Source organism: Corynebacterium glyciniphilum AJ 3170, assembly GCF_007673095.1.
GTDB lineage: Bacteria > Actinomycetota > Actinomycetes > Mycobacteriales > Mycobacteriaceae > Corynebacterium.
In genome coordinates this window covers 15965-39488 of the sequence record NZ_VDYZ01000016.1, presented here as the reverse complement: position 1 = coordinate 39488, position 23524 = coordinate 15965, and the positions used below count along the sequence as shown (strand labels likewise).

21 protein-coding genes and 1 riboswitch are annotated in these 23524 nt (G+C 65.9%); of the genes, 11 read left to right on the top strand and 10 right to left on the bottom strand.

All coding sequences use genetic code 11. From position 1 onward, the window contains the following. Positions 1-377: 377 nt before the first annotated feature. Complete coding sequence (locus FS507_RS14225; protein WP_145943448.1) at positions 378-1466, bottom strand: type I restriction enzyme HsdR N-terminal domain-containing protein; 1089 nt, start codon at positions 1464-1466, stop codon at positions 378-380. Between the two features lie 310 nt (positions 1467-1776). Between FS507_RS14225 and FS507_RS14220 the strand changes: the two genes are divergently transcribed. Next, positions 1777-2100, top strand: coding sequence for a putative quinol monooxygenase (locus FS507_RS14220; protein WP_075812491.1), 324 nt, complete (start codon positions 1777-1779; stop codon positions 2098-2100). Between the two features lie 18 nt (positions 2101-2118). Continuing rightward, the gene (gene ppk2 / locus FS507_RS14215; RefSeq protein WP_145943447.1) at positions 2119-3012 is read left to right on the top strand and encodes a polyphosphate kinase 2; all 894 of its coding nucleotides are present in this window, start codon (positions 2119-2121) and stop codon (positions 3010-3012) included. Positions 3013-3027: 15 nt separating this feature from the next. Here ppk2 and FS507_RS14210 read toward each other — a convergent pair whose 3' ends face one another. Then, a complete protein-coding gene (locus FS507_RS14210) occupies positions 3028-4917 on the bottom strand; it encodes an AMP-dependent synthetase/ligase (RefSeq protein WP_145943446.1) in 1890 nt (629 codons plus the stop codon). 161 nt (positions 4918-5078) lie between these two features. On the opposite strand from FS507_RS14210, the gene FS507_RS14205 reads away from it, so the two are divergent. Then, positions 5079-6146: an enoyl-CoA hydratase/isomerase family protein gene (locus tag FS507_RS14205; protein WP_186314697.1), complete on the top strand. Its 1068-nt coding sequence runs from the start codon at positions 5079-5081 to the stop codon at positions 6144-6146. Here the strand turns inward: FS507_RS14205 and FS507_RS14200 are convergent. Continuing rightward, positions 6121-6879, bottom strand: coding sequence for a nicotinamide mononucleotide transporter family protein (locus tag FS507_RS14200; protein ID WP_145943444.1), 759 nt, complete (start codon positions 6877-6879; stop codon positions 6121-6123). The genes FS507_RS14205 and FS507_RS14200 overlap by 26 nt on opposite strands. A gap of 9 nt (positions 6880-6888) precedes the next feature. Continuing rightward, positions 6889-7021, bottom strand: a riboswitch (FMN riboswitch). Between the two features lie 75 nt (positions 7022-7096). Here FS507_RS14200 and FS507_RS14195 point away from each other — a divergent pair. The 4 genes from FS507_RS14195 (at position 7097) to FS507_RS17650 (ending at position 9815) form a co-directional block, all read left to right on the top strand. After that, complete coding sequence (locus tag FS507_RS14195) at positions 7097-7864, top strand: DUF1648 domain-containing protein (RefSeq protein WP_186314696.1); 768 nt, start codon at positions 7097-7099, stop codon at positions 7862-7864. Positions 7865-7886: 22 nt separating this feature from the next. Continuing rightward, the gene (locus FS507_RS14190) at positions 7887-8615 is read left to right on the top strand and encodes a DUF1648 domain-containing protein (RefSeq protein WP_145943442.1); all 729 of its coding nucleotides are present in this window, start codon (positions 7887-7889) and stop codon (positions 8613-8615) included. A gap of 142 nt (positions 8616-8757) precedes the next feature. Beyond that, on the top strand, positions 8758-9654 hold the full coding sequence (locus tag FS507_RS14185; protein ID WP_145943441.1) for a M23 family metallopeptidase: 897 nt from the start codon (positions 8758-8760) through the stop codon (positions 9652-9654). Beyond that, positions 9651-9815: a hypothetical protein gene (locus FS507_RS17650; protein ID WP_186314695.1), complete on the top strand. Its 165-nt coding sequence runs from the start codon at positions 9651-9653 to the stop codon at positions 9813-9815. The genes FS507_RS14185 and FS507_RS17650 overlap by 4 nt, the downstream gene beginning before the upstream one ends. A 209-nt stretch (positions 9816-10024) precedes the next feature. Here FS507_RS17650 and FS507_RS18545 read toward each other — a convergent pair whose 3' ends face one another. The 3 genes from FS507_RS18545 to FS507_RS14170 form a co-directional block, all read right to left on the bottom strand. Next, positions 10025-10438: a DUF1648 domain-containing protein gene (locus tag FS507_RS18545; RefSeq protein ID WP_260853505.1), complete on the bottom strand. Its 414-nt coding sequence runs from the start codon at positions 10436-10438 to the stop codon at positions 10025-10027. A gap of 133 nt (positions 10439-10571) precedes the next feature. Further along, positions 10572-11222 (bottom strand): TetR/AcrR family transcriptional regulator, encoded by a 651-nt coding sequence (locus tag FS507_RS14175; protein ID WP_145943439.1) that lies wholly within the window; start codon positions 11220-11222, stop codon positions 10572-10574. Next, positions 11212-13665, bottom strand: a complete 2454-nt coding sequence (locus FS507_RS14170; RefSeq protein WP_145943438.1) for an MMPL family transporter — start codon at positions 13663-13665, stop codon at positions 11212-11214. Before FS507_RS14170 ends, FS507_RS14175 begins: the two co-directional genes overlap by 11 nt. Before the next feature lie 112 nt (positions 13666-13777). Here FS507_RS14170 and FS507_RS14165 point away from each other — a divergent pair, with 112 nt between their 5' ends. Both FS507_RS14165 and FS507_RS14160 read left to right on the top strand, forming a co-directional pair. Continuing rightward, positions 13778-14449, top strand: coding sequence for a hypothetical protein (locus tag FS507_RS14165; RefSeq protein ID WP_145943437.1), 672 nt, complete (start codon positions 13778-13780; stop codon positions 14447-14449). A 4-nt stretch (positions 14450-14453) separates the two neighbouring features. Then, positions 14454-15458, top strand: a complete 1005-nt coding sequence (locus tag FS507_RS14160; protein WP_260853503.1) for an alpha/beta hydrolase-fold protein — start codon at positions 14454-14456, stop codon at positions 15456-15458. On the opposite strand, the gene FS507_RS14155 is transcribed toward FS507_RS14160, so the two are convergent. Both FS507_RS14155 and FS507_RS14150 read right to left on the bottom strand, forming a co-directional pair. After that, on the bottom strand, positions 15439-16983 hold the full coding sequence (locus tag FS507_RS14155) for an alpha/beta fold hydrolase (RefSeq protein WP_145943435.1): 1545 nt from the start codon (positions 16981-16983) through the stop codon (positions 15439-15441). The genes FS507_RS14160 and FS507_RS14155 overlap by 20 nt on opposite strands. A gap of 78 nt (positions 16984-17061) precedes the next feature. Next, positions 17062-18741, bottom strand: a complete 1680-nt coding sequence (locus FS507_RS14150) for a peptide chain release factor 3 (RefSeq protein WP_145943434.1) — start codon at positions 18739-18741, stop codon at positions 17062-17064. 123 nt (positions 18742-18864) lie between these two features. Here FS507_RS14150 and FS507_RS14145 point away from each other — a divergent pair, with 123 nt between their 5' ends. Together FS507_RS14145 and FS507_RS14140 are read left to right on the top strand one after the other, a co-directional pair. After that, positions 18865-20871 carry an aconitate hydratase gene (locus tag FS507_RS14145; RefSeq protein ID WP_145943433.1) on the top strand — a complete coding sequence of 669 codons (2007 nt, stop codon included), beginning with the start codon at positions 18865-18867 and terminating at the stop codon, positions 20869-20871. Between the two features lie 10 nt (positions 20872-20881). Beyond that, positions 20882-21739, top strand: coding sequence for a DNA-formamidopyrimidine glycosylase family protein (locus tag FS507_RS14140; protein WP_145943432.1), 858 nt, complete (start codon positions 20882-20884; stop codon positions 21737-21739). 3 nt (positions 21740-21742) lie between these two features. Here FS507_RS14140 and FS507_RS14135 read toward each other — a convergent pair whose 3' ends face one another. Together FS507_RS14135 and FS507_RS14130 are read right to left on the bottom strand one after the other, a co-directional pair. Continuing rightward, the gene (locus FS507_RS14135; protein ID WP_145943431.1) at positions 21743-22537 is read right to left on the bottom strand and encodes an ABC transporter permease; all 795 of its coding nucleotides are present in this window, start codon (positions 22535-22537) and stop codon (positions 21743-21745) included. Next, positions 22534-23496 carry an ATP-binding cassette domain-containing protein gene (locus FS507_RS14130; protein ID WP_145943430.1) on the bottom strand — a complete coding sequence of 321 codons (963 nt, stop codon included), beginning with the start codon at positions 23494-23496 and terminating at the stop codon, positions 22534-22536. The genes FS507_RS14135 and FS507_RS14130 overlap by 4 nt, the downstream gene beginning before the upstream one ends. Positions 23497-23524 lie beyond the last annotated feature (28 nt).

The following is a 23524-nucleotide window of genomic DNA, read 5'->3' as shown; positions in this document are numbered from 1 at the left end:
CAGGACGTCGTTGGCTCCATCAACAACTAGTTGATGCTTGTCGCGTAAGCGACATAGTCGGCCCCCGCACCTCGGTGCCGGGGGCTTTCTGCATTCAGCAACAACGTGTGTGCCTGCCAACGGCGGGGTGCCTGGGGAGTCCGGTGTGGAGGGGGCTGGTTGCGCACCGACGGTGATGAACAGCGGTCACGTGAGAACGATTTTCGGTAGTATCGGTGAAGCGCCTCCAGTCCCATGGGAGCGCTCTGTGGAACGTTCCTGGTGTCAGCCGACTCTCACGTCAGGAACAGTGCTGGCCCGTTCAGTGCGGTCTTCGGCACCGAGTCCCCATCGCCGGCGTGACGATGGGGGCTCTTGCTGTACGGCGACCGCCGAATTTATCCGGCTACTAGCGACCTGACGCGAGAGCGCAGGTGGTCGGCGTGACTGTAGATACCTTCGATGGAGTCCAGGTCATGCGGAGTTTCGTTCTTGTTCTCATCGAACAGGACGATTCGGGGGATTTTGCGGTCGAACAGGAGGCGTGCGATCGGTTTGCGGTTGTTGTCCTGAAACAAGATCGCACAGTAGGTCTTGGCGTCTCGCATGGTGATGTCGGTGGCGGGTACGTCGGAACAGCAGATTGCGCGGATGATGCTGTGGGCCTGCCGTTCTTCTTCGGTGGTCACCACGCCGTCTTCTGAGACCGGCACGTCGGGGGCCTTCTCTTCGACGCTATCGGCGCCGGTTGCGACGGCTGTGGTGGGATCCTCAAGGTCCTGGGCGGAGCGGAGACGACGGTTCGTTTCGTCCCGCAGGTACTGGCTGGCAGCAGTCGCAGCGAGACGGGTGAACAGATCCAGGTTTGCCGCGGTCATTCGGCGGGAGGTGACTCGGGCGGCCAGCAGCTTGACCCATTCCGTGGATGGCTCCTTGAGCTCCGCTGCGATGCCCTTCCTCAGTTCAGAGACGTATTTCAGCTCTTCTGCGCTGGCGGCGATCGTCTCGGAGTCGAACCGGGTTTTCGTGCACATCTCGAGGTGCGGGAAGATTCGGGCGTCAACGGACGAGAGGTCGAGGGTCATGAACGGTTTCTCGTCCATACGGTTGACGGCGTCGAGCTGAGCATAGAACTGGTAGACCTCGCCGTTCGTGAGAATCGCGAACTCGGTGTCCGTGACGTTGAAATACCGGACGAGCTGGGTAGCGTGATTGAGGTCGAGGGGTTCCCCGATCTTCTTGCACTCGATGAGGAACCGGAAGTCGTCACCGGACTTGATGGCGAAGTCGACTTTCTCACCCTTCTTCTTCCCGATGTCTGCGGTGTACTCGGGGATGACCTCACGGGGGTCCGTGACGTCATAACCGAGGACGTTGCTGATGAAGGGGATGATGAACGCTGTCTTGGTGGCTTCCTCGGTCTCGATGATGGGTTTAAGTTCGTGGACTTTGGTTGCGAGTGCGCTGATCGCCTGGTCGATGCTCATGGTTGACTCTCTTGTCGGGGGATTTGCACTGGGAGGTGGAGAGTCCTTCCCTGAGCGTTTAGGGATGAAGATGATAATACATCAGGCAAAAGCTCCGAGGTGGATGTTCTGACACCGCCCCGTTACCTCTTTTCGTGTTCCTACTGGAGCATCCTGAAACTGCGGGTGCGGACCAACCTTTCCGGAGGGCGTGACCGTGAACCACCCACCGGTACCCATCCAGAGGACGAAATATTCGCCATACCTGCTGTGAAGGATATCGCCTGACCTGCACCAACACAGTCCGGCCAGCTCGCGTACCCTGGTTTCCATGATTTTGATCAACGTGCGGTTCCGCCCGCTTCCCGAGTACGTCGAGAACTTCCGCGAGGTTGTCGCGGACTTCACCGAGGCCACCCGTGCCGAGGACGGTAACCTGTGGTTCGACTGGTTCCGTGGCACCGACGACCCCTCCGAGTACTTCCTCGTCGAAGCATTCGAGGACGGCGCGGACGGTGCCCACGTCAACAGCGACCATTTCCAGGCTGCCTGCAAGCTGTTCCCGACGGTGCTCTCGGAGACCCCGCAGATCATAAACACCTCCATCCCGGGAAAAAGCGAGTGGGACCGGATGGCGGAGTTCTCCGTCGAATAGCAGGTAAACTCGGTCCCCATGACGTCACAGAACGCTCCGGGACCGACTGCCCCCGCCGAGAACCCGTCGGGAACCCGTCCGCCGAAACTGAACAAGAAAGCCTATGAGAAGGAGCTCAAGAAGCTCCAGGCCGATCTGGTGGACATGCAGCAGTGGGTCCGGGAGACCGGCGCCCGCGTGGTGGTCATCATGGAGGGGCGCGACGCCGCCGGCAAGGGGTCGGCGATCAAGCGGATCACCCAGTACCTGAACCCGCGGTTCTGCCGGGTGGAGGCACTGCCGGCGCCGACGTCCCGCGAACAGGGGCAGTGGTACTTTCAGCGCTACGTCGAGAAGCTGCCCACCGCCGGAGAGATCGTGATCTTCGACCGCTCCTGGTACAACCGTGCCGGGGTCGAACGGGTCATGGGGTTCTGCACCGCCTCGGAGTACCGCCGGTTCCTGCACCAGGCTCCCGTCTTCGAGCGACTGCTCGTCGAGGACGGTATCATGCTGCGCAAGTACTGGTTCTCGGTCTCCGACGAGGAGCAAGTGGCGCGGTTCACCTCGCGCCGTGAGGATCCGCTGCGGCAGTGGAAGCTGTCGCCGATGGACCTGCAGTCCATCACCCGGTGGGAGGACTACTCGCGGGCGAAGGACGAGATGTTCGCCCACACAGACACCCCCGCCGCCCCGTGGTACACCGTGGAGAGCGAGGACAAGAAACGCTCCCGGATCAACGTGATCAACCACATCCTCTCCTCGGTGCCGTGGGAGAAGGTCGAGCACACACCCCCGCGCATCCCGGAGCGGCCGGAAGTGGCGTCAGACTACGAACGTCCCCCGCGCACGGAGTTCCGCTACGTCCCCGACCTCGCCTCCGACCTGGAGCAGGGAAAGCAGCAGAAGAAAAAGAAGCGGAAGAAGAAGTAGGACTCCGCAGGCCGATCACTCGTAGTGGGAGGCGATCTCCTGCGCGAAGTGCTCGTGGATCACCTTGCGGCGGAGCTTCAGTGACGGCGTGATCTCCTGGTAGTCGACCCCGAGGTCACGGTGCAGGATGGTGAACTTCTTGACCTGCTCCCACCGGTTGAGGTGACTGTTGAGCTCGTCGATGTAGCCCTGCACCATCTCCCTGGTCTCGGGGGCACGGACGATCTCGCGGTAGCCACCGGAGACGCCCTGCCGTTCCGCCCACGCGGTCACCGCATCTTCGTCGAGGGTGACCAGGGCGGACACGAACGGGCGGTCGTTGCCGACGACCACCAGCTGGCTGGCGACCGGGCAGAGCCCCTTGAACTTCGCCTCGACCTGGGCAGGGGCGACGTACTTGCCGTTGGAGGTCTTGAACAGCTCCTTCTTGCGGTCGGTGATCTTGACCCGGCCTTCGCTGTCCATTTCACCGATGTCGCCGGTGTGGAACCAGCCGTCGGGTTCCAGGACCTCGGCGGTCGCCTCCGGGTTGTTGTGGTAACCGTCCATCACGCCCGGCCCCTTCACCAGCACCTCGCCATCTTCGGCGATGCGGACCTCGATACCTTCCAGCGGACGGCCGACGTAGCCGGCACGGTAGATGTACGGCCGGGTCAGGCAGGTTGCTGCACTGGTCTCGGTGAGTCCGTATCCCTCGACGATCGGCATGCCGGCAGCGCCGAACCACCGTGCGATGTCGGTGTTCATCGCGGCCGAGCCGGAGATGAAGTACTTGACGTTGCCCCCGAAACGCTCACGGATCTTCGACATCACGAGACGGTCACCGATCTTCGCCTGCAGACGGACCCAGGCACTGGCTGAACCGACACCGTTGTCGGCGTCGAAGACCTGGACGCCCACCCGGCTGGCCCAGTGGAAGAGCTTCTCCTTGATACCGCCGTCAGTGGCCATCATCGTGGCGATGCCGTTGTAGGCCTTCTCGAAGATGCGGGGGGCCGAGCCCATGAACGTCGGTTTGACGACGGCGAGGTTCCCGATGATCTTGTCGATCCGCCCGTCGATGGCGGTCTCGTACCCGACATGGAGGGGCAGGACGAGGAGCAGTTTGCCCATCACATGTGCCAACGGCAGCCAGAGGAACTGTTTGTCGTCGATGGTCAGGAGCTTCTCCGGGCCGGAGTTCGAGGTGACCTCGGAGGCGTGGGCCTCGAACACCCACACCCGGTGGGGGAGACGCACTCCCTTGGGTCGTCCGGTGGTGCCCGAGGTGTAGATCAGCGTCGACAGGTGTTCGAGCCGGGTCGCGTCGATACGGTCGTCGACGGCAGACGGGTGGGCGTCGAGGTGTTCGCGTCCCCGTCGGCGCAGTTCCTCCAGGGTGATCACCCATCCGGGGGCACTGTTCTCGACCTCATCCGGCACGTCCCCGCTCATCACCACGATGGTCTGCACCCCGGGGATCTCATCGCGGAGTCCGAGGAGTTTGTCCACCTGGTCCCGGTCCTCCGCGAACACCAACCGGGAGCCCGAGTCGTCGAGGATGAAAGCGACGTCATCGGCGACGGTGGTGGGGTAGACCGTGACGGTGGCTGCGGAGGCGTACATGATCCCGTAGTTCGCCAGGGCCCATTCGTAGCGGGTGGAACTGGCGATGGCGACCCGCTCCTCGGCCTCGATGCCCAGTGACATCAGGCCGCCGGCCACCTCGGACGCCTGTGACCCGAGCTCTGCCCACGTCACCGCCTCCCAGGTTTCCCCCGAGGCTCCGTGGTCGACCGGGAAGCTGTAGGCCCGACGCTCCGGTGTTTCCTTGATCCGGTTCCGGAGCATATGACCCACGGACTGGATCGAGGGGTCGATCGGCACGGTGGTGGACGGGGTGCTGCCTGCAGACGCGGTTGTCATTTCTTCTCCATCCGGACGGTGGTGTGGATCGCCTCGACGATTCATCCTTTCCGTCACGATATCAAACGAAACGTGTTTCAGTTCACAGTTGTACGCGATTCACCCGGGCATCGGCGGTGCCGCTCCGCCGCCGTCCGTCGTTTCGTGCCACCATGGCAGACATGGACACCACTTCCACCTCCCAGACATCCGCCGTCCGTGTCGAGAATGTGCACGGTACCGGCATCATCACCCTCGATCGTCCGAAAGCACTCAATGCGCTGAACCACGAGATGATCAGTGCGATCGGCACAGCGCTCGACACCTTCCGCGACGACGACGGTGTGCAGCAGGTTCTGCTGTGCTCGGCGGGGGAGAAGGCCTACTGCGCCGGTGGTGACGTGCGGGCGGTCCGCGACTCCGACCTCACCGGGGACTTCACCCCGGGAGACGACCTCTTCCGTGACGAGTACGACATGAACCATGCCCTCGCCACCTTCCCGAAGCCCACCATCGCCATGGTCGACGGTATCGCCATGGGCGGTGGGCTGGGCGTTTCCGCCCATGCCGACCTCCGGGTGATCACGGAGAGGACGTGGCAGTCCATGCCGGAGATGGCCATCGGCTTCATCACTGACGTCGGTATCTCCCACGCATTCACCCACCTGCCGCATGTTCCCGAGGAGTCGCGCACCGCGCTCGGACTGTTCCTGGCGACGACCGCCTACCGGATCAGCACCGGTGATCTCCTGTGGAGCGGCCTGGCCACCCATATTCTGCGCGACGGGGACACCGCCGCTTTCCGGGAGACGCTGGTGAACGACGGGCTGGACGCGGCGTTGGCGCGGACCGGGGGGAGGGATTCCGCCGGGACGTCGACGTTGGCGGAGAACCTGGACTGGATCACCGCCACGTTCGCGGGGGAGGACTGGCTCACGATCGAAGGTCGGATCGCTGAGTCGGAAGGGGAGTTCGCCGACAGCGTCCGCGAGATGCTGGCCCCGGCGAACCCACTGTCACTGGTCGCCGCGACAGTACTACTGAACTACTCCGCGCACAGCACCCTGCGGCAGGCACTGGACGCGGAGTACGCGCTGGGACGGCTGCTTCGTCGTCAGCCCAACTTTCCCGAAGGCGTCCGGGCGGTGCTGGTCGACAAGGACCGGCAGGCGAACTTCTCGCCGGCCACTGTCGCCGAGGTGACCGCCGCCCAGGTCGAGGAGATCAGACGGACCGTGTCAGAGAGCTGACCTGCTCCGCCGCAGTGCGCCGCTGCACCCGCAGCCACACCACGAAACCCCAGGCGACGAAGATTCCGTAGACGAGGTAGAGCACGGCACTGGGGTAGTAGCCGGCGGTGAAGAGGAGGGGGACACCGACGATGTCGACCGCGATCCAGATCAGCCAGAACTCGGTCCATCCCCTGGCCATGCCGAAGGTGGCGAGCAGTGAGCCGGTGAAGATCCAGGCGTCCGCCCATGGCCCCCAGGAGCCCAGAGCGCTGAAGACCCAGGCGAAACCACAGGTGCCGATGACGGCGACGGCGAGCATGAGCAGCCGTTCGCGTGACGTCGCCCACCGCGGTTGCACTGCCTCGTAGCTGTCCGCCGGTTCGGAGAGGATCGAGCGTGACGGGTCGGTGTCCTCGGGCTCCCGCATGCCGGCGGTCGTGGCCCGGTGCCACTGCCACCAGCCGTAGACGCTGACGATGAGGAACATGACCTGGCGTCCTGCCTGGCCGTAGAGGTCGAGGTCCTGCGGGGTGTGGAACACGCCGCCGAGGAAGACGGTGAACAACAGGATGTTACCCGCGATCCCCACCGGCCACGCCCAGACGACCCGCCGCATGCCGCCGATGGCCGACGCGATGCCGAAGCCGTTGCCGATGACCTCGCGCCAGAGGACCGCCGAGTCACCGATCGACCACTGCGCGTTGAGGAATGTCGTGAGGGCGTCGTTGACCGACGCCAGAATTCCGGACATGAGGTGTCCAGCCTTTCTCTCCCGTCCGGACTGTGACCGTCGGCTCCGGAATTACACCGGATCTGCTTGTCCCACCTGGTGGAGGTGGCGCTCGCGGGCTTTCACCGCCGGTGGGGAATTTCGCCCCGCCCTGAGAATGCGTACAGGACGTCACGTTACACCTGTCGCCGCGCTGCGGCGGAGGTTCGGCCCATGCGGACTGTTACTCTCTGAGAATATGACGGCGGAATCACACGGAATGCCTGAGAAAGCGGACTATCCGCCGGTGACGATGCCGGGCTACCTCTATCTGCTGGCATTGCTGCCGCCTGCTGTGGCAGCGGTGGCGCTGGTGGCGTCCTACGACGCACTTCCTGACCCGATGCCGACACACTGGGGCTTCACCGGGGAGCCGGACTCCTGGTCCCCGAAGTCGATGGGGACGTTACTGTTCGGTGTGCTCCTCGGGCCAGTGATATGTGTGTTGACGATGGGGTTCGTCGGCGTCTTCGTGCGGGTGCACTCCGGGTCTCTGTTTGAACGCGGTGGGGCGAAATCGACCGTGGACGCCCAGCGCACCTGGCACGAGCTCAAGGTGATGCAGCCGTTGATGGGCTGGTACTGCGTCATGCTCTCGACGTCGATGACCGTGATGATGCTCGGTCTGAACGGGCCGTGGGGGTGGTTGGAAGGAATCTCCGGATGGCTCGACGCGCTGGGGATGCTCGGCATTCTCGCCAGTAGCGTCTGGCTGTTCGTGGTGATGGGACGACACGGCGACGCCATCGCCGAGAGGTTCCCCCACCCGGACGGGCGCCGACGCCGGTGGCTGATGTTCATGGACATTCCGGGGAGTGACAGGGTGATGGTCGACACCGGATCGGGGATGAACTTCACCTTCAATGTCGCGACCCGTGGTGGGCGGATCGGCGCAGTGGTCATACTGCTCCTCCTCGCGGGCACGGCCGTGATGCTCCTGTCTATGGCGGTCACGGCGTTGTTCTGAGGGGCTGATACCGTAGATTCTTATGGATACACAGCGGACGCCCAGGGTACGGGCACGATCGCCTGTGCATTCCCTGGCGCTCATCCCACCGGTCGTCCTGGCCGTGGGGCTGCTCGCCTCCTACGGGTCTGTCCCGGATCCCATGCCCATTCACTGGGGTGCCGACGGTACTCCGGATTCCTGGGTGGGACGGTCACTGCCGTTGCTGATGGTGTTTGCCCTCGGCGCGCCGGTCGTCGGCGTCCTGGGGTTGTGCATCGCTGCCGTAGGAGTTGCCTCCCAGGGAGGTGGGTTGCCTCTCGGGGATTCGGAGCGGTCCAGGAATGACGCGCTCAATACCTGGGCGCACGCAGAAGCGGTGCAGACGCCGTTGGCCTGGTCCAATGTCGCGCTGTCTGCCTCGCTGACGCTGAGCTTCACCGGGCTTGCTGGCCCGTGGAGCTGGGCGGGCGGTGGTCTCGTGGCAATCGGTGGACTCGGCGCTCTGGCGACGCTCATCGCTTTGATGCTGGTGACGGGACGGACCAGTCGGGACATCGACGTTCGGTATCCGTCGCCCTCCGGCCGCCGTAACCGGTGGCTGGTATTCGTCGACGCGCCGGGTGGCGGCATCATCGCGCAGAACAACCGTGGAAAGTACACGCTGAACATGGCGACGACTACCGGACGGGTTCTTACCGTTGTCGTGGCCGCAGTCGCCGTTGTGGTGGTCGTCGAGCGCGTGACCGGCGCTCTTGCGGCGGCAGTGTAGGTAAGGGGCCGCGTCCTGACGTATTCTCTTGTACGTAATTACGAAGTTGCGTACTATGGGATGACATGGCAGCTACCCCTACATTGATGGCGCACCTTGGTGCGGCCGTGCGCCTACTCACCTGGATGGTCGGGGCACACTCATGAAGCTCTTCATTATTGCCGCCTACCGGTGCCGCACGCTGATCCTCGCATCTGCAGTGATAGCGACACTCATCTGGATCGCTGTAGATCTGACGCTGTTGCGGGGCGTCGACGTCAGCACGAGGATCCGCCTGTCGATCTCGCTTCTCGCGGTACTCGTTCTTGCACTGGTGTCTGCCCTTTCGGTCATTGGTCCTAGAGTGTTGCCCCGTTCCCCGGTCAAGCTTGTCCATTCACCGGTGACTGGTCGTTGGACCGGAATGAACAGCCCTGCGTCAAGCGTCCCTAGCCATGGAACCCGGGCATATGGACAGACCTATGCCATCGACCTTGTCCATGAGCCTGATAGCCCGGGGTCGCGCCCTGAGTTCGGCGGTCCGGTGTTTCGGGCAGCGAACGAGTATCCGGCATACGGCGAACCCGTGCTAGCGATGGTTGGTGGCACGGTGGTGGGCGTCACCAGCTCCCACCGTGACCATGCTGCCCGTTCGAACATCCTGGGGGTCATGTACATGATGGTGGAGGGGATCTTCCGGAGCATCGGAGGACCCCGTTTCGTCATCGGGAACCATGTCGTGATTCGAACGGCCGGAAGCGTCTTCGCCACTGTGGCTCATCTGCAGCGGGACTCTGTCACAGTGGAGGTGGGGGACCACGTGCAGGCGGGTGAACAGATAGGACGCTGTGGCAACTCCGGGAACAGCAGCGAACCTCACGTCCACGCCCAGCTGACTGACCGTTCATCATTCTGGACCGCGGAAGGCATCGCTGTCGCATTTCGAGGGATCACCCTCACCGGCGAGAACAGTTGTGCCCCCGTGGACGGACTCCCGCAGAATGGCGAAACCATGACCTGGTACCCGGCAACCAGCACTCCGCGAGAGGAAGAACAGTGACCCGCTACTGGTCTGCGATCCTGACTCTGTTGTTCGCGCTCCCCATCTTCTCCATGATGTTCGACGACGGACTTTCCACTGCAGTCGGGTTTTCACTCGTGCCGACTCTGCTTGTCTATCTGATCTGGAAACCGACCGGGAAGAAAGTCGATGAAGCCTGACCACATCAGCCGAGCGTCACCAACATACGGCGACCGAGCCGTCGCCGAACGTTTTCTGCAGAACATTCCGGGGAAGCCCACCCTATTCGGAGCCGCGGTTGCTGTAGCAGGCCCCCACATCCCTTGGCGGGGCGGCAGTCGGCGGTATCGGCTATCCGACAGACCGCACCTTCCTTCTTAGCTCGGCCGGGCGTTCGGGTGCGGCGACGTCAGGCCCGGATGGTCTTGGTCAGGCCAGCCACTGTCGCTCCGACCAGCACAGTCAGCCCCGGGACAAGGACCATCGTCGCATTGATCTCACTGAGCATGGTTGTCGCCATTCCGGCGTAGATCGCCACGAGTCCGACATTCAACCACACGAGGAACTGCTCACCGGCCCGGTAGAGCCGCTGGGCATTGTCCTCGGTGACGTCTTTCGGATAGTTCATCCACCTGGAGTCGGGGTGTCGGGAAGCCCAATCAGCTCCACCGATGCACACCAGCATGATCAGCGACAGGAAGAGCACCGTCGTTTTCGAACCCCAGGCGTCCGGCTCCCCTCCGGGGCCGAAATGTACAGGAATGGTGTCCGGGAGTCCTGGGTAGCGGACCAGGACCAGCACCGTGATGACCCCGGCGACCACACAGGTCAATATCGTTATCCGAGTCTCGGACGCACAGACACGAACGACGGTTTCTGTCCGGGATTGCGGGCGAAGTGGGCACTTCACTCCCGGATCCGGACAGAAACCGTCGTTCAGTGCGTGTCCAGGTGCCTCAGCTCCCGAAGCCGCTGCGCAGCAGTGTGAACCCTTCGTCGAGTACCTCGGCAGGGGACTGCTCGGACGATGCCCAGCTGGGGAACATGACCATGCAGTCATGTCCCTTCTCCGCCGCCCGTGACTCCACCGCGATGGCGCCTGCGGTCAGGCAGGACACCAGCATGAGCGCACTGGCCTGACGGCTCATCGTTCCCTGGGCCCGCTGGTGGAGCGCATCCAGCAGGCCGTCGGCGATGTGCATCACCCGTTCCTTGTCACCGGGGCCGGTGATGTAGCTCAGGTGGTCGGCGATGGAACGCAGATTCAGCAGCGTGCCGGGATCGTCGGAGACCCCGCCGTCATCGTCCACGCGGTCGATCACCAGCCGCTGCATGATGTCCAGGGGATGCTCGCCCTCGGGGGCGTCCTCGACCTGCTGACGCAGTTCGTCGATGGTCTCCTCGATGAAGAACAGCAGCGCGTCCTCCCGCCGGGGGAAGTAGTTGTGGAACGTCCGGGTGGACACCCCTGCCCGTTCGGCGACGGCGGCGACGGTCATCCCGTCGCTGCCCTCGCTGAGCAGGAGTTCCGCGGAGGCGCGGGCGAGCGCGCGGCGCGTCTCCTCCTTCTTCTGCTCGCGGTGCGAGAGCGCGTCGTTAACGGCCATCTGTCGTGGTGCTGTCGTCGGACGGGTCGGTGTCGGCGGCGTGCTCGCCGTGGGTGCCGTCGGGGGTGTCGGCCCCGACGGTGGCGGGCTCCTTCTCGTGCTTGCCGGCGGTGTCGTGCTCCGGGGCTTCGAGGCCGACGAGGCCTTCGCCCTCGACATCGACGGTCGGGATGATCTTGTCCAGCCAGCGGGGCAGCTTCCACGCACGGTCACCGAGCAGGAAGAGCACGGCGGGCACGATGGTCATGCGGACCACGAAGGCGTCGATCAGCACGGCCATCGCCAGGGCGGAGCCCATCACGGCGATGAACGGCTCGTCCATCAGGATGAAGGCGGCGAACACCGAGATCATGATGAGTGCGGCGGCGGTGACCACGCGGGCGCCGTGCTTGAAACCGTTCGAGACGGCGTTGCCGGCGGTCTTGCCGTGGACGTAGCCCTCGCGCATGCGGGTCACCAGGAACACCTGGTAGTCCATGGCGAGGCCGAAGACGATGCCGATGAGCATGATCGGCAGGAAGGAGATGATCGGCTGCGGGTCGTTGGTGATGCCGAGCCACCCCCACTGCCAGATACCGACGGTCAGACCGAAGGTGGCGGCGACGGAGAGGGCGAAGCCCAGCGCGGCGATCAGCGGGACCCACAGGGACCGGAAGACGATCATCAGCAGGACGAACGCCAGAACCACGACGATGGCGATGTACGGGACGAGCACCTCGGACAGCCGGTCGGAGATGTCCTCGAAGATCGGGGTGACACCGGTGACGGCGTACTCCGCCCCGGTCTGGTCGTGGAAGGACGCCTCGGCGTCGCGGAGGGCCTGCAGGGTGTCGTTCGTGGCCTCGTCGTTGGCACCGGTGGTCGGGGTGATCATGACCTGGGCGGCGGAACCGTCCTCGGTCATCTGGGTGATCTGGGCGTTCGCGACGCCGTCCTGGCTGCTGATGGTCTCCACGGCGGCGCCGTAGGCGGCCGGTGCGGTCTCCGGGTCATCGGAGGTCACCAGTGCGATCATCGGGGCGTTGCGGCCGGGGCCGAAGTCCTCGTTGGTCCATTCGGCGGCGGTGCGCTGCGGGCTGCCGAGCTTGGCGGAGTCGTCGGTGGGCATGGCGAGCTGCAGGCCCAGCGCCGGGATGGCCAGCACGACCAGCAGCAGCACGGCACTGACGGAGAAGACGACGGGGCGCTTGCGGATCTGGCGGACCCACTTCAGGCCCATGGTGGGCTTCTCGTCCTCGGGGTCGGGGGCCTTGACCACCGGGGCGCGTCCGGCGAAGGACTTCGTGCCGAAGGCGCCGAGGATGGCGGGCAGCAGGGTGACGGCCACGACGACGGCGATGAGGACGGTGAATGCCGCAGCCAGTGCCATCGCGGTGAGGAACGGGATGTTGATGATCGACAGCGCGGCCAGCGCGATGATGACTGTCAGACCGGCGAAGCAGACCGCGGAACCGGCCTTGCCGACAGCGAGTCCGGCCAGGTGGGCCCGCTGTCGGTGGCTCGTGTTCTTGATCGCCTGGGCGAGTTCCTTCGGTGTCATGTTGTTGCCGCCGGCGAAGGCGACGAGTTCATTTCTGAACCTCGACACGATGAACAGGGCGTAGTCGATACCGACGGCCAGGCCGATCATGGAGGCCAGGGTCGGGGTCATGCTGTTGATGGTGTCGGTCAGCGCGGTGGCCGCCATGATCAGCATGATTCCGGTGCCGACGCCGGCGATCGCGGTGATCAGCGGCAGGCCTGCGGCGACGAAGGAGCCGAAGGTGATGATCAGCACGAGCGCGGCGATGATGATGCCGACGAGTTCGGCGGTGCCGCCGATCTCGGCCATCTGGAAGGCGTTGCCGTTGTAGGAGACCTCGAGGTTGTCGGTGGCGGCGTCGTCCAGGACCTCGGTGACCGCCTCGGTGTCCTCCGGCGCGATGTCCATCGCGGAGTCGGCGTCGAAGGCGACGGTGAACGTACCGGTCCGGCCGTTCTCACTCACCGGGGACAGCGCCTGGATGTCGGCCTGGATCTGCTTCTCCGGCAGACCCTGCTGGGCCTTGGCCTCGGTGAGCTGCTGCTCCATGCCGGCGGCGGCCGTGACCGGGTCGACGATGGCGTCGGTGTCGGTCAGTGCGTCCTGGCCCTTGAGCTCGGTGATGAGCTTCTCCAGGTCGGCGTGGGTCGCCTCGTCGGTCAGCGAGCCGCCTTCGGGGGCGCGGACGACGACGGTGCCGGTGGCGGCCTCCATCTCGTCACTGCCGCCGGGGAAGTAGTCGCCCATCTTCTCCTGGGTCTCGACCGACTCGAGCCCGGGGATGGTGAAGGTCATGGAGGTCGATTTCGCCATGGTTCCGGCCAGGGTGCCCGCACCGATGAGCACCAGCAGCCAGACGGCGATGAATCGCCACCTGTACAGGTATGCGGATCGTCCGATCCGGTAGAGGAGTTTAGCCATGCGCGATATTATTGCACCGGTTGCACAATATTGCACGATCAGTGCACAGCTATGTTTTTAGCGGTGATGGCGCGGGGTATGCCTGTGCAGCCACCGTGTAGGATCAGCCGGTGTGCTGTACGTGCTGAGTTTCGCCCTCGCGGACACCGTCAACTTCCTGCTGATCGGTGTCCTCGTCGCGGTCGGGATCGCGCAGCCGCTGAAAGACAGGGGAGGCCGTTACGGCGCGGTGGCTACCCGTCTCGTCTTCGGCGACTGGCTCGGAGTGCTGGTGCTCGCGCTGCTCACCATGGTGGTCTTCGACGGGCTCGGCGAGAAGATCAAGACCGTCGTCGAATCTCCTGTCCTCGGCATCCTGCTCATTCTCACCGGTGTGGCCGGTGCGGTCCTGTCGTGGCGCGGCGGCGGGGACGGATCGTCCGGCCTGGTCCGGCGCATCATGAAACCGCTCACGACACCGTCCTGGGCGACCGTCGGCACCGGCATCGTCCTGGGCCTCGTCCAGTCGGTGACCTCCGTCCCCTTCTTCGCCGGCATCGCCGTGATGAGTGCCGGCGACTTCGCCACGGTCACCCGCTATATCGGCATGATCGCCTATGCGTCGGTAGCGTTGAGTCTGCCGTTCCTGTGCGCTCTCGTGGTCGGATACATCCGGATGCGCCCGTACAGTGCCGTGGGTCGCGGCTTCGGGTGGATGCGACAGAACCAGGCGACCGTCGCGCGCGCCGGGGGCTATGTCGTGGCGGTGTTCCTCATCCTCCTCGGCGTCTTCCACCTGGTGTGACGCCGTGGACCTGACCTTCAGCTACCCTGGCCGCGCCGAGCGCGTGTTCCTCCACATCGACGGGATGCACGACCACCACACCCCGGATCTGCACCGTATGACGCCGGACGGGGAGGGGTGGACGTCCACGCTCCCCGTGCCGGACGACCTCGTCTCGTCCTACCGGGTGGTCCCGCTGGACGTGGCCGCGGCGGCACGGTTCGACGCCACCACTGACTCCCGGTCGCGGTGGCTGGGCCTCATGGACTCCGTTGTTCCGCACGTCCTGGACCATCCCGCCTGGCGGACGCCGATGCGCGGCAGTGGCGCTTCCGGACGGCTGATCATGCCGGGCGCCCCGGAACAGCCCGGGTGGGCCGAGGACGACCCCGTCACCTGGGACGAGACGGAACTGGACGGGCGACGGTTGTGGACCAGCGGATTCCGCGGGGCAGACCATCTGCTGGTCATCAGCGACGGGGCCGCATGGTCGCAGACCCCCCTCCCGGCAGCTCTGGATCGGTTGCACACGTCCGGACGACTCCCGCGACTCGCGGTCGTGGCGGTGGACACCCGCGATGACCGCGTCGCCCTGCTGTCCCGTTCGGAGGACTACCGTACCCTCATCGCCGACCGGGTGCTGCCGTGGGTACGCGGTCATGTCGACGTCCCGCCAGCGCGCACGGTCATCGCCGGAGAGAGCCTCGGCGGACTGTCCGCGGTGGACCTGGTGCTGCGGCGACCCGACGCCGTCCGGCTCGCCGTGGCGACCTCGGGGTCATTCTGGTTCGGCGATGTCGCGGCCGAGATCAGGGAGTCCGGCGCACCGTCCGGCGTGCGGGTACACCTCAGCGCCGGGCGTGGTGAGGGGAGGAGCATGCCCGAGCACGCGATGGCAGTGGCGGACGCACTGCGCGGAGCGGGAGTGCCGGCCAGCCTCGACATCGGCACCCACGGTCACGAGATGGCCGGCTGGACCGGCGCGCTGACCCGCGGGCTGGTGGAGCTGCTCAGGCGAAGTACGCGCTGATCTCGTCCTCGAACGCCTGCGGATCCTCCAGCAGGACGCCGTGGGAGTAACCGTCGAGGGTCAGCAGGTCCCCGCCCATCGCGCGGTGCATGTCGGTGGCGCCCTCCGCGGTGACCGCGGTGTCGTGGGAGTAGCCGATGTTCAGCGGTGCGTGCTCCAGCTCCGCGCCGGAAGGATCGGTCGGCACGGTGGTCGCGGACCAGCCGTCGCAGTACAGGCCGGAGCCGATCAGGTCCTCGTTGTACCGGATCAGGTCGCCGCCGGTGTACTGCGTGACCAGGGTCGGTACCACGAGTGAGGGGTCCGGTGCCGAGGTGTTCTCGTTGCAGATGATCGCCCGGTCGACGTAGGCCATCTGGGTCTGCATCAGTTCCAGGGCGGCGGCCTCCTCCTCGGACAGCTGTGGCTGCTGCGGTTGTTCAGCCTGCTCGGCGCCGGGGTTGCTGAGCTGTTCCCCGATGACCGGCCACAACTTCTCGCTGTACAGGCCCTCCATGAGGCCGGACTGTCCGGCGGTCACACCGACCAGTGCACTCTCGTCGCCGAGGAGCATCCGTGTGGTGTCGGAGAGGGTTCCGGCCCGCCACTGGGCGTAGACGACGGCGTCGACGACGCGGGTCGCCAGCTCGCCGGGCAATGGCGCGTCCGCGTCCGTCGATGCGGGCGGGGTGGTCGGCAGCTGGACGCCGTAGGGGCCGGCGACGACCTCGGCCCACCGCTGGTAGACCTGCAGGGGTGTGGTGCCCAGGTGGTACTCGTCGTCGCGTTCGGCGAGCCAGGAGAACATGGCGTCGAGACCGTCCACACGGGCCTGCTTCCGGGCCTGGCCGAGGCCGAACCACCGCTGGTCGGGGGACGCCGACGAGTCGAGCAGTACCCGGCCGGTGTGCCCCGGGAAGAGCGTGGCGTAGGTCGCCATCAGCGGGCCTCCGTAGGAGACGCCGTAGAGGTTCAGTGTCTCCTCGCCCAGCGCCTGGCGCGCCTCGTCGAGGTCGCGGGCGGTGTTGTCGGTGGTGATGGTCGCGGCGTACCCCGGATTGTTCGACTCGCATCCGGCGAGCAGGTCGCCGGCGGGGGCGGCCGGTCCGGCCGGCGTCGAGCAGTCCAGCGGCGTCCCCCAGGCCAGTCCACGGGGTTCGACGGCGAGGAGGTCATAGCTCTCCCGGACGTCGGCGGGCAGGACGATCCGGCCTTCGGCGTCTGCTCCGTCACTGCCGGCGAACATGGCGAGTGCGTCGCCGCCGGGGCCGCCCGGGTTCCCGGCGATGACGCCCTTACGCTCACCGGTGGCCGCGATCCGGCTCATCGTGAGCGTGATGCTCCCCGCGTCCGGGTTCGCGTAGTCCTCGGGGACCTCGATGTCGGCGCACTCGGCGGCGGGGTCGGCGAATGATCCGGTGGGACAGGGGCCCCAGTCCAACGGGTCGGGCGCCGCCGTACCGGCAACAGCGGCGGGGGCGGCGAGGGCTGCGAGGGTACTGGCGACGACAGCGGCACACGCTGTTCGGAGGATCCGGGATGACACGGGGAGGAGCTACCTTTCACTGAAGACGTCCTGCCGGACACTACCTCATTTCCCGGTCAAAATCAGGGGAATGTCCGCCTAGTCTGCCACCAGGGGTTCCATCGTGAGCTCCGGGTGCTCCTTCTCCACGAAGGCGAGCTTCCACTTGTCGCCGAACAGCGCGATGAGCGCCCCGTCGGAGCGGGTGAAGATCTCCACGCCGCGCTGGCGGCCGAGTTCGGGGGCACTGGCCGCGTCGGTACGTCGGGCCACGGAGTAGGGCACGGGTTCGGTGACGGTCTCCACGTTGTACTCGGCCATCATCCGGGCCTGCATGACCTCGAACTGCATGGGGCCGACGGCCGCCATCACCGGGCTGGCGTCGCCACGGGCGTCGTTCTTGAGGATCTGCACCACGCCCTCGGAGTCGAGCTGGTCCAGGGCCTTGCGGAACTGCTTGTACTTGCCCAGCGTCTTCGCCCGCAGCGTGCGGAAGTTCTCCGGAGCGAACTGCGGCATGGGCCGGAACTGGACCTTCCGTCCGGCGTAGATCGTGTCGCCGGGGGCGAGGGTGCCGGCGTTGACCAGTCCGACGATGTCGCCGGGGTAGGCGGCCTCGACCGTGTTGCGGTCGCGGCCGAAGACGGTGAGGGCGTACTTCGTGGAGAAGGAGCGCCCCGACTGCGCGTGGCTGACCTGCATGCCCCGGGTGAACTCGCCGGAGACGACGCGCATGAAGGCGAGCTTGTCACGGTGGTTGGTGTCCATGCCGGCCTGCACCTTGAAGACCACACCGGCGAAGGCGTCGGTGACGTCGCGGACCGTGTCGATCGCCGCACCTGCCGAGGATGCCGCGGCCTCGACCACGGCCGGGTCGGACTCCCGGGGCCCCGGTTGCGGGGCCAGGGCGCAGAGGGTGTCCAGGATCTGGTGGACGCCGAAGTTCAGCATCGCGGAGGCGAAGATCAACGGGGAGGTCGTGCACTCCAGGAAGAGCTCCTGGTCGTGTACGGCGCCGTCGGCGGCGAGCAGTTCGGCCTCCTCGGCCGCGGTGTCCCAGGCGTCGTCCTCCTTCGCTGATGCGTCGGCGGGGGAGTAGTGCTCCTCGGGGGCGATGGTGGATCCACCGGCGGTGCGCAGGAAGTGGATGTACTCCTGCACCTCACCGTCGCGGTCGAGACGGGCCAGCCCGCGAAAGTCACCGGCAGGGCCGACCGGCCAGAACAGCGGCGTCGGCTGCAGGCCGATCTCCGTGACGATCTCGTCCACCAGCTCGAGGGGTTCCTTACCCGGACGGTCCCACTTGTTGACCACGGTGATGATCGGCAACCCGCGGGCCTTGCACACCCGGAAGAGCTTCAGGGTCTGCGGCTCCAGGCCCTTGGCACCGTCCACGAGCATCACGGCGGCGTCGACGGCGGTGAGCACACGGTAGGTGTCCTCGGAGAAGTCGGCGTGGCCGGGGGTGTCGACCAGGTTGATCATGTACGGCTCGCCGGTGTGGCCTTCCGGGGCGTACTCGAACTGCAGCGCGGAGGACGCCACGGAGATGCCGCGGTCCTTCTCCATGTCCATCCAGTCGGAGACGGTGGACTTGCGGCCGGCCTTGCCGTGGACGGCGCCGGCCTCGTTGATGACACGGGCATGCAGCGCCAGCGCCTCGGTCAGCGTGGACTTACCGGCGTCCGGGTGGGCGATGACGGCGAAGGTGCGCCGGCGGTGAGCTTCGGAGGCGACGGTGGAGGTGCTGGCGGGGGAGGCTGCTGCGGTGTCTGACACGTCTGGACACCTTACCTGCGTTGCAGGCGCTCCGGAAAAGGGGGACGACGTACTTGTTCACGATCTGAAACATGTTCCACTCTGGCGTAGCGTTGGGGGCACGCGATGAAGGAGGTGTGCCGTATGCAGACTGCACAGCACGAGAAGAGGAATGTCGCACAGAAACTCATCGCCGACCACCTGGTCGACGGTGACATGGCCGATCTGGCCCCGGGGAGTGAGATCGGCCTGACCGTCGATCAGACGCTCACCCAGGACGCCACCGGCACCATGGTGATGCTGGAACTCGAGTCGATGGGGCTGGACCGGATCCAGACGGAGCTTTCCGTCCAGTACGTCGACCACAACCTACTGCAGACCGACGAGAAGAACCCCGATGACCACGTGTTTCTTCAGTCCGCGGCCCAGCGGTTCGGCCTGTGGTTCTCGAAGGCGGGAAACGGGGTGTCGCACCCTGTCCACCAGGCTCATTTCGGACGGCCCGGTGCCACGATGATCGGGTCGGACTCCCACACCTGCGCCGCCGGTGCCCTGGGGATGCTGGCCATCGGCGTCGGCGGCCTCGAGGTCGCCATGGCCATGGCGGGTCAGCCGCTCTACGTGTCCATGCCGGAGGTCTGGGGCGTCGAGCTCACCGGCGAACTTCCCCCGTGGGTGTCGGCGAAGGACGTCGTGCTCGAGATGCTGCGCCGCCACGGGGTGAAGGGCGGCGTCGGACGGATCATCGAGTACCACGGCCCGGGGCTGGACAATCTCACGGCGATGGACCGTCACGTGATCGCGAACATGGGTGCCGAACTCGGCGCCACCGCGAGCGTCTTCCCCGCGGACGACGCGGCGCGTGACTACCTCGCCGCCGTCGGACGTCCCGACGACTTCACCCGTCTCGTCGCCGACGACGGTGCGGAGTATGACGTCACCGAACACATCGAGCTCGGCGACCTGGAGCCGCTGATCGCCCGGCCGTCCTCACCCGGCAACGTCGTTCCGGTCCGCGAGGTGGCGGAGGAGGACGAGGAGGTCTCCCAGGTGGTCGTGGGGTCGTCCGCGAACCCGGGCGTCCGTGACTTCGCCGTGGTCGCGGAGATCCTGGCCGGGAGGCAGACGGCACAGAGGGTGTCCGTGGACATCAACCCGACGTCCCGTGAGGTGCTGGCCGACCTGATTTCCGGAGGATGGCTGACGTCGCTGGTGAAGTCGGGCGCCCGGATCCACCAGTCCGGCTGCATGGGATGCATCGGCATGGGGCAGGCGCCCGCCAGCGGACGGAACTCCCTGCGCACCATGCCACGGAACTTCCCCGGCCGTTCCGGGACGGAGGAGGACGCCGTCTGGCTGTGCTCGCCGGAGACCGCGGCCGCTGCTGCTCTGACCGGGAAGATCACCGACCCGCGCGAGCTGGAGTCGATGTACGACATGAGCTGCCCCGTGCCGAAGATGCCCGAACGCTTCAGTTCCGTCGACGACATGCTGCTGGCCCCGCTGGAACCGGAGGAGGCGTCGAAGGTCGAGCTGGTCAAGGGGCCGAATATCTCTTCCCTCCCGGAGTTCGCACCGCTGGACGACGACCTGACGGCACCCACGCTGCTGGTCATGGGCGACGACGTGTCCACCGACGAGATCATGCCCGCCGGGTCGCGGGTGCTGCCGTACCGCAGCAACATCCCGAAGATCTCGGAGTTCAGCTTCTCCCGGGTCGACGACACCTACTTCGAGCGCGCCAACGCGACCGACGGTGGGCACATCGTGGTCGCCGGTGAGAACTACGGTCAGGGTTCGTCCCGCGAGCACGCGGTGATCGCGCCGCGGTATCTGGGGCTGCAGGCCGTGGTGGCGAAGTCCTTCGCGCGGATCCACTGGCAGAACCTGGCGAACTTCGGGATCCTGCCGCTGGAGTTCGTCGACCCCTCCGACCACGACGCGATCTCCCAGGACGACGAGTTCGTGGTCACCGGGCTGCGTGACGCGCTCCGAGAGGGAAACCAGGTCACCGCGACGATCGGTGGTCGCGACGTGGCGCTGCGGCACCGCCTCTCGGACCGGCAGGTCGAGATGCTGATCGCAGGCGGTCGTATCCCGTACACCGCGGGCCAGGCCGAAGGCCCCGCGACCGCCAACGCGCTGAACTGACGGGTGCCCTGTGCCGGAGTCACCTGACGTCGAGGCACTCGCGTCCGACCTGCGGCGCAGGATCGCGGGACGCGTGGTCGACCGCGTCGACCTGACGGCGTTCTCCGCGCTCAAGACGGTGGCCGTGGCGCCGTCCTCAGTCGTGGGTAAGACGGTCACCGACGTCCGTCGCCACGGAAAATTCCTCGACCTGCAGATGGACGACGTCCACCTGATCATGCACCTGGCGAGAGCGGGGTGGGTCACGTGGCGTGATTCTGTCCCGGCGACCCGGCCGAAACCCGGCAAGGGGCCGCTCGCCGTCCGGCTGATGCTGGGGGACGGGTGCCTGGACGTCACGGAAGCGGGGACGAAGAAGAAACTCGCGCTCTATCTCGTGAACGATCCTGCCGAGGTGACCGGGGTCGCGGCACTCGGCGTCGATCCGGTGGCCCCGGACTTCACGTTCGAGGCGTTCTGCGGAGTGTTGGATGAGGCTGGGCGCGCCCGGATCAAAGGCGTCCTCCGCGACCAGACACTCATTGTGGGGATCGGAAACGCGTACTCGGACGAGATCCTGCACCGCGCGCGCACGTCGCCGTTCACCTCTGCCGCGATGTCTCCTGAACTGCGACGACCGCTGTACGATGCGGTCGTCGAGACGCTCACCTCGGAGGTCGGTCGTCTGTCGGGGCTCGACGCCGCGGACATCAAACAGGCGAAGAAGGACGGCATGCAGGTACACGGCCGCGCCGGGGAGCCCTGCCCGGTCTGCGGCGACACCGTGCGGCAGGTGGTGTTCAGCGATTCGTCGTTCCAGTACTGCCCGACCTGCCAGACCGGTGGACAGGTCCTCGCCGACCGGGGGATGTCCCGGTTGCTGAAGTGACCGCTACTCCGCCCGCCGGAACTTCATCACCGACAGGGGAGCGAAGATCAGGACGAGCAGGATCGCCGCGGCGAAGACCGCGAGCACGGGGTTCTGCATCGTCCAGATGTCCGGGGGCGGTGCGTCGCCGGTGTTGCCGAAGAGTTCGCGGGTGGCCTGGACCAGCGCGGACACCGGATTCCACTCGGCGAAAACGCGCAGGGCGGTCGGCATCGTCTCGGACGGGACGAAGGCGTTCGACAGGAACGTCAGCGGGAACAGGACCATGAACGTGGCGGAGTTCATCACCTCAGGGCTGCGGACGACCTGGCCGAGCAGCACCATGACCCAGGAGAACGCCCAGGAGAACAGCAGGAGCAGGCCCATCCCGGCGAGGAAGCGTCCGACCCCGTCCTCGAACCGCCATCCGACGGCGACTCCGGACAGCACCATCACGATCAGCGTGAGTGTATTGAGGACGAGGTCTGCCAGCGTCCTGGCGACGAGGACGGCGGACGGTGCCATCGGCAGGGTCTTGAACCGGTCGATCAGGCCTTTCTTCCGGTCCTCGGACATGAACATGCCGGAGAAGGTGGATCCGAAGACCACGGTCTGCACGAAGATGCCGGCCATGAGGAAGTCGGTGTAGTCCTGTCCTGGCACCTGGATGGCGCCACCGAAGACCTGGCTGAACAGAAGGACGAACATGATGGGTTGGACCATGCCCCACATCAGCACGTCCGGTGTACGGCGGAAGTGGATGAGGTTGCGCAGGGTCACTGCCCGGACATCGGTGAACCAGTTGCTGAGGGTGGTCATGACACGTCCTTCCGGGTGTCGTCCCCGGTGAGGGAGAGGAAGACGTCGTCGAGGGTGGGGCGGGCCAGGCCGATGTCGTGGACGACGATGTTGTGGGACCGGATGTCGTGGACGGCGCGTTCGAGGGCGGCGGGGCCGTCGTCGACGGCGAGCGTGAGGGTGCGTTCCTGGCGGCTGACGCTCTCCTGGCCAAGGGCGAGCGGTTGCAGAAGCTGTGCCGCGGCCTCCACGTCGGTCGGGTCGGCCAGGGTGACGGTGACCCGTTGGCCGCCCACCTGTGTCTTGAGTACGTCGGCGGTGCCTTCGGCGATGACCGTGCCGTTGTCGATCACGCTGATCTCGTCGGCGAGTTGGTCGGCCTCTTCCAGGTACTGCGTGGTCAGCAGGAGTGTGGTGCCGGCGGCGACACGTTCCCGGATCACGTCCCAGAGGCTGAGGCGGGCCGCCGGGTCGAGGCCGGTCGTCGGTTCGTCCAGGAAGAGGATCCTCGGGTTGTTGACCAGTGAGGACGCCAGGTCGGCACGGCGGCGCATACCGCCCGAGAAGCCTTTGACCGGGCGGTCGGCGGCATCGGTGAGGTTGAAGAGTTCGAGGAGTTCGTCTGCCCGCTTCTTCGATGTCCGGTCGCCGAGGTGGAACAGACGCCCGATGAGCATGAGGTTCTCCCGGGCGGAGAGGTCTTCGTCGATGGTGGCGTACTGCCCGGATGCGCCGATGATCTCCCGGATGCGGGCAGACTGCTTCACCACGTCGAGCCCCGCCACGGTGGCGGTGCCGGAGGTGGGTCGGATGAGTGTGGTCAGTACTTTGACGGTGGTGGTTTTTCCCGCACCGTTAGGTCCGAGGAGCCCTCGGACGGTGCCTTCCTCGACCGCGAGGTCGAGGCCGTCGAGGGCCCGGACCTCCCCGGAGGAGGATCGGTAGGTTTTTCGGACGCCATGCAGCTCGATGAGGGGCATAGCCTCGGATGGTACTGCACTGGTGCTG